The following is a 4,549-nucleotide window of genomic DNA, read 5'->3' as shown; positions in this document are numbered from 1 at the left end:
GGAGCAGCGGCCTCGGGGTTCGGGGCGTTGGGAGTTTCCATCACCTTCAAGCATAAGGTGCCCGCCGCCGAACGAGGGGCAGGAAAGGCTGCGCCGGGGGCGTGGCCGCCCACAATCCGCCCGGCTGGACGTCGGTCCACCTGCACTGTAGTCACCTGCCGCTCCTCGCTCCTTTCCCCGTTCCCGGCGCCCGCTTCTCGGATCGGGCTTCACAAGTGATTCGGGACAGTCGGGGAACCGGATGGGCGGGGCGCAGGAAAAAGTTGCGGTGGCTACAGCCTCGCGCCGGCGAATCCGTTCTGCCGCCAGGCTTCATAGACCGCGATGGAGGCGGCGTTCGCAAGGTTCAGCGAGCGAAGCGCGGGCAGCATGGGCAGCCGGACCCGGGACGTGACATGGGGGTCGTGTTTGAGTTCCTCCGGCAGGCCGTCGGACTCGCGGCCGAAGAGCAGCACGTCGCCGGGCCGGTAGCTGATGTCCGTATAGGAGGTTTCGCCGTCGGACGTGAAGGCGAAGACCCGCTCCGGGGCCAGGGCCGCCCAAGCCGCGTCGATGTCCTGGTGCACGGTGACGACCGCGAGGTCGTGGTAGTCAAGGCCGGCCCGCCGCAGCTTGGCGTCGGAGAAATCGAAGCCCAGGGGCTCGACCAGATGCAGCTCGGCGCCGGTGATGGCAGCCAGCCGGATGGCATTGCCCGTATTGCCCGGGATTTCTGGGGTGTGGAAGAGGATGCGGAACACTGTTCCATCCTAGCGAGCCGGCTAGTGCATCCCGCGCAGCAGCCGGGCGAGCACGGGAACCACGACGGTGTTGGGGGCCGGGCCGGAACTCAGGAATTGCTTGAGGCCGCGGGCCAGCCCGGCGGCGTTGACCACCTGGACAGTCTCGTGCGCGCCGGAGCGGCGGTGCCGGTCGATTACCGGTTCGTGCAGGTTCCCGTCGGTGCTGTGGACCACGGTCCAGCCGGTGACGTTGAGTTCCGGGAAGATGTCCTGCATCCGGCGGACGACGTGGGCCAGCTGGGGCGGGGCGATTGACCGGCCGCCGTGGGTCAGGGCGCTGCCGTTCCAGGCGTAGGCGCCGGGCGGGAGGAGCATGGAGCCGATGATTGCCATGCGGTAGCCGGAGAGCACCACATGGTCGATGTGGCTGTTGTCCGCCGGAGACTGCAGGCCGTTGATGAGCCGCGCCGCCGGGATGGCGGGGAGGATCTGCCGGCTGATGAGCTGAACCGTCCGCATCTCCCGCTGGATCCTGGCTTCCGCCCCGAAAATTCCCCGTTTGCGGGGCAGCCCGTGGACCTGCTGGCGGGCCAGGTCCTCCGGGATCAGCGGCACCTCGCCCGTCCGGGCGTACTGCTCGAAGGGCGGGACGTAGACCGGGGCGTCGGCCGCGGTATTCCGGGGCGTATTCGGACGCCGCACGTTGGCGGAGGCGCGGCTGCCGGCCGCCGGGGCATCAAAGTGGGCCCCCTCGTCGGCATCCGGACCGGCGAAGGTGCCGCGTCCGCTGCCGTACGACCGGTCGTAGTCCGCACGGCTTTTGGCGTCGATCAGCGTCTCGTAGGCGAGCGTGACACGGCGGAAGGCAGCGGGGTCGCCGCCGTGGTCGGGGTGCGCGGTGCGGGCGGCCCTGCGGTAGGCCACCTTGATTTCCTTGTCCGTCGCCGTCACCGGGATCCGGAGGACCTGGTAGTGCGAGCTGTTGCCCTGCGTCAAGCAAGAATCCTTTGCGTAGATGGTGCCAGCCCATCCTGGACGTCCGGCGTGGCCAGTTTAACCGGCTAGGGGAACAACGAGCGCACCAGCACTGATTGTTCCCGATGGCTGGCATAATTCAGCGCATGATTATCGCCCTTGCCGTCAATCCGCGGGCCTCCTTTGGCCGTGGGCGGCGTGCCGGCAATGAGGCTGCGAACCTGTTCCGGGCGGCCGGGGCGGACGTTGTCCTGCTTTGCGAGGAGAGCTACGCCGCGCTGGCACGGGCAGTGGAGAAGGCACTGGCCTCGGGGGTGGATGCCCTCGTCGTGGTGGGCGGTGACGGGATGGTCCACCTCGGCGTCAACGCGCTCGCCGGATCGGGCATGCCCTATGGCGCGGTCCCGCTGGGGATTGTCCCGACCGGCACCGGAAACGATATGGCCCGGGCGCTCGGTGTGCCGGCGCACGATCTGCCCGGCGCCTGTGCGGGGGTGCTCAAGGCCCTGGCCGCCGGCGGCAGGCTGATCGACGCCGGACGCGTCTCAGCCGAGGGGATGTCCTGCTGGTTTGCCGGCGTGCTGTCCGCCGGGTTCGACGCGGCTGTCAACGAACGGGCCAACGCCTGGCGGTGGCCCCGGGGCAAGGCCCGCTACAACCTCGCCATGCTCCGCGAACTCGCCTCGTTCCGGCCGATCGACTACACCGTGACGGCCGACGGCGAGAGCTGGCGGCAGGGGGCCATGCTGATTTCCGTCGCCAACGGCCAGTCGATCGGCGGCGGCATGAAGATCGCCCCGGACGCTGTGCTGGACGATGGCTACCTGGACCTTTTCATTGTTGGCCCGCTCTCCCGGGCGGGCCTGCTGAAAGTCTTTCCGAAGGTCTTTTCCGGGGGCCACCTCGGGCATCCGGCCGTGCAGATCCGGCGGGTCCGCAAGGTCGAACTGTCGGCGGACAAGGTGGTGGCCTATGCCGACGGGGAGCGGATTGGTCCGCTGCCCCTCACCATCGAGGTGGTACCCGGGGCGGTCCGCGTCCTGGCCTGACCCGCGGGCCGGCAGGCTACGGCCGGCAGGGTACGGCAGGCAGGGTACGGCCGGCAGGGTACGGCCGGCAGGGTGCGGCAGGCAGGGTACGGCCGGATTTGTCCCGGGGAGCCGGCGGCATTGGGCGATGCTTTCACGGCGGGAGTCTAGAATCGTGCGGAGGCCAGGGCGGGAACGCGGAACGGCATGGCAGATTGGGGCGGAGCAGGGCATGGGAACTAAGCGGGAAACCGGCGCGAGGCCAACCGCGGTTCTTTGCCGCCGTTCCCGCCGAACCTGCAGTATGCACCCGGGGAGCAGCGCGTTCCTGGCGCTCGCCGTGGCCGCCACCCTGGCCGTCACGCTGACCGGGTGCAGCGTCGGCATTCCGGACCCCGCCGCACCCGCTGCAGCTCCGGTGACTCCGGCGCTCGCCACCCCGACCGTCACCCCGGGCCACGACTCCGCGGCGGTCGCGGCGAAGGACATGCCCTTCACCGCCGGCGACACCCTGGCGGCCGGCGTGCCCGTCCAGCTCTCCGACGGGCTCCGCGAGTCCCCGGGGTGGAAGCCCGGAAAACAGAATGTGGCCGGCGGAAGCGAATACGTCAAAGCAGACGGCTGCGTTGCCTGGGCCAGGGTCCGGACGAACCAGGGTCCGCTCGCTGTCCTCGGGGATGACAGCGCTTCGACTGCCGCGCTGTTCCAGTACCTGGATCCGAGCATCCTGCCCTCCTACCTCACCACGGACACCCTGCGCTGGGGCGGCGCGGCCGACCAGCCGGGCCCGCGCGTCGAGGTGCTGGTGCTCGAGGATCGAGCTTCTGCGGGAGCACGGGCAACAGCCATCTACGCCCGGATGTTTAGCAAGGCAGGCTCCTCCGTCTACATCTCCGTCTCCTGCCCGGACGCCGCCACACTCGCGGCGGCGCGGGCCGACGTCGGAGCCGGCCTCGCCGCCGTACCGCCGGCGGACTGACTCCGCCGGCCGACTTCAGCGGTTGGAGCCGCCGGCGGAGTGACTCCGCCGGCTGACTCCACCGGTTCGAGCCGCTGGCTCACGGCAACCCTCGCGGGGCCACGGGCCGGGGCGGATCGCCCGGCTCAGCGGGCTTTCGCCGGCGAGAGCCGATTCAGTGCCAGCGCACCGACCAGCAGGCCGAAATCGCGCAGGGCCACATCGAAGAAGCTGCCCAGGATGAGGAGGTTGAGGATGATGCCAAGGAGCCAGGCGGCCACGAGCAGCGAGCCGAACCGCGGCCTCACCGCCACCGTCACACCGGCGACAATCTCCACCACACCGACGACGTACATGAACGTCTGCGCCGGCAGCGGCACAACGGCGGTGACCGCGGGCGCCAGGTACATGGTCCAGTCGGTGAGCAGATTAGTGAACTTGTCCAGGCCAAAGACCACCGGTGCGACGGTGAAGACCGTCCGCAGCAGCAGGAAGGCCTGCCGCTGCGGAGCCGCGGCCAGGGGGCTGGCGGGGGTGCCGATGACTGCAGAGGATTTCATGATGGCTCCTTCTAAAAGTTGATATCTTGATTTTAGAGCGGCTCGGCTACTTAAGCAACGGATCTTGTTTTTAGAGATAGACTAATTTCATGACCCGAGCGCCCTGGAACCGCAGGATGGCCGCCGTCGCCTCACTGGGGGATGACAACCGCCGGAAGCTGTTCGATTTCGTCGCCGCCGCCGGGTCCGCCGTCAGCCGCGACGACGCCGCGGGTGCCCTTGGGCTGCCCCGGAGTACGGCATCCTTCCATCTGGACCGGATGGTGCAGGACGGGCTCCTGGCCGTGGAATTCCGCAAACTTGGCG

6 protein-coding genes are annotated in these 4,549 nt (G+C 69.1%); 3 read left to right on the top strand and 3 right to left on the bottom strand.

Annotated features, from left to right (window positions below):
* Positions 1–272: 272 nt before the first annotated feature.
* Together BJQ90_RS18645 and BJQ90_RS18640 are read right to left on the bottom strand one after the other, a co-directional pair.
* On the bottom strand, positions 273–740 hold the full coding sequence (locus BJQ90_RS18645; protein WP_226761696.1) for a tRNA (cytidine(34)-2'-O)-methyltransferase: 468 nt from the start codon (positions 738–740) through the stop codon (positions 273–275).
* A gap of 21 nt (positions 741–761) precedes the next feature.
* Positions 762–1,718: a J domain-containing protein gene (locus BJQ90_RS18640; RefSeq protein WP_226761695.1), complete on the bottom strand. Its 957-nt coding sequence runs from the start codon at positions 1,716–1,718 to the stop codon at positions 762–764.
* A gap of 125 nt (positions 1,719–1,843) precedes the next feature.
* On the opposite strand from BJQ90_RS18640, the gene BJQ90_RS18635 reads away from it, so the two are divergent.
* Positions 1,844–2,746: a diacylglycerol/lipid kinase family protein gene (locus BJQ90_RS18635; RefSeq protein ID WP_226761694.1), complete on the top strand. Its 903-nt coding sequence runs from the start codon at positions 1,844–1,846 to the stop codon at positions 2,744–2,746.
* Positions 2,747–3,029: 283 nt separating this feature from the next.
* Positions 3,030–3,704: a hypothetical protein gene (locus tag BJQ90_RS18630; RefSeq protein WP_226761693.1), complete on the top strand. Its 675-nt coding sequence runs from the start codon at positions 3,030–3,032 to the stop codon at positions 3,702–3,704.
* Positions 3,705–3,829: 125 nt separating this feature from the next.
* Here BJQ90_RS18630 and BJQ90_RS18625 read toward each other — a convergent pair whose 3' ends face one another.
* A complete protein-coding gene (locus BJQ90_RS18625) occupies positions 3,830–4,243 on the bottom strand; it encodes a hypothetical protein (protein ID WP_226761692.1) in 414 nt (137 codons plus the stop codon).
* A gap of 89 nt (positions 4,244–4,332) precedes the next feature.
* Here BJQ90_RS18625 and BJQ90_RS18620 point away from each other — a divergent pair.
* On the top strand, positions 4,333–4,549 hold a 217-nt coding region (locus BJQ90_RS18620; protein WP_226761691.1), incomplete at its 3' end, for a helix-turn-helix domain-containing protein.

The sequence above is a fragment of the Arthrobacter sp. SO3 genome (assembly GCF_020532825.1).
GTDB lineage: Bacteria > Actinomycetota > Actinomycetes > Actinomycetales > Micrococcaceae > Arthrobacter.
This window is presented reverse-complemented; position numbering and strand designations above follow the sequence as displayed.

Coding starts and splice junctions, on each gene's coding strand:
- BJQ90_RS18635 (WP_226761694.1), top strand. CDS start 1,844: ATGATTATCGCCCTTGCCGTCAATCCGCGGGCCTCCTTTGGCCGTGGG.
- BJQ90_RS18625 (WP_226761692.1), bottom strand. CDS start 4,243: ATGAAATCCTCTGCAGTCATCGGCACCCCCGCCAGCCCCCTGGCCGCG.
- BJQ90_RS18630 (WP_226761693.1), top strand. CDS start 3,030: ATGCACCCGGGGAGCAGCGCGTTCCTGGCGCTCGCCGTGGCCGCCACC.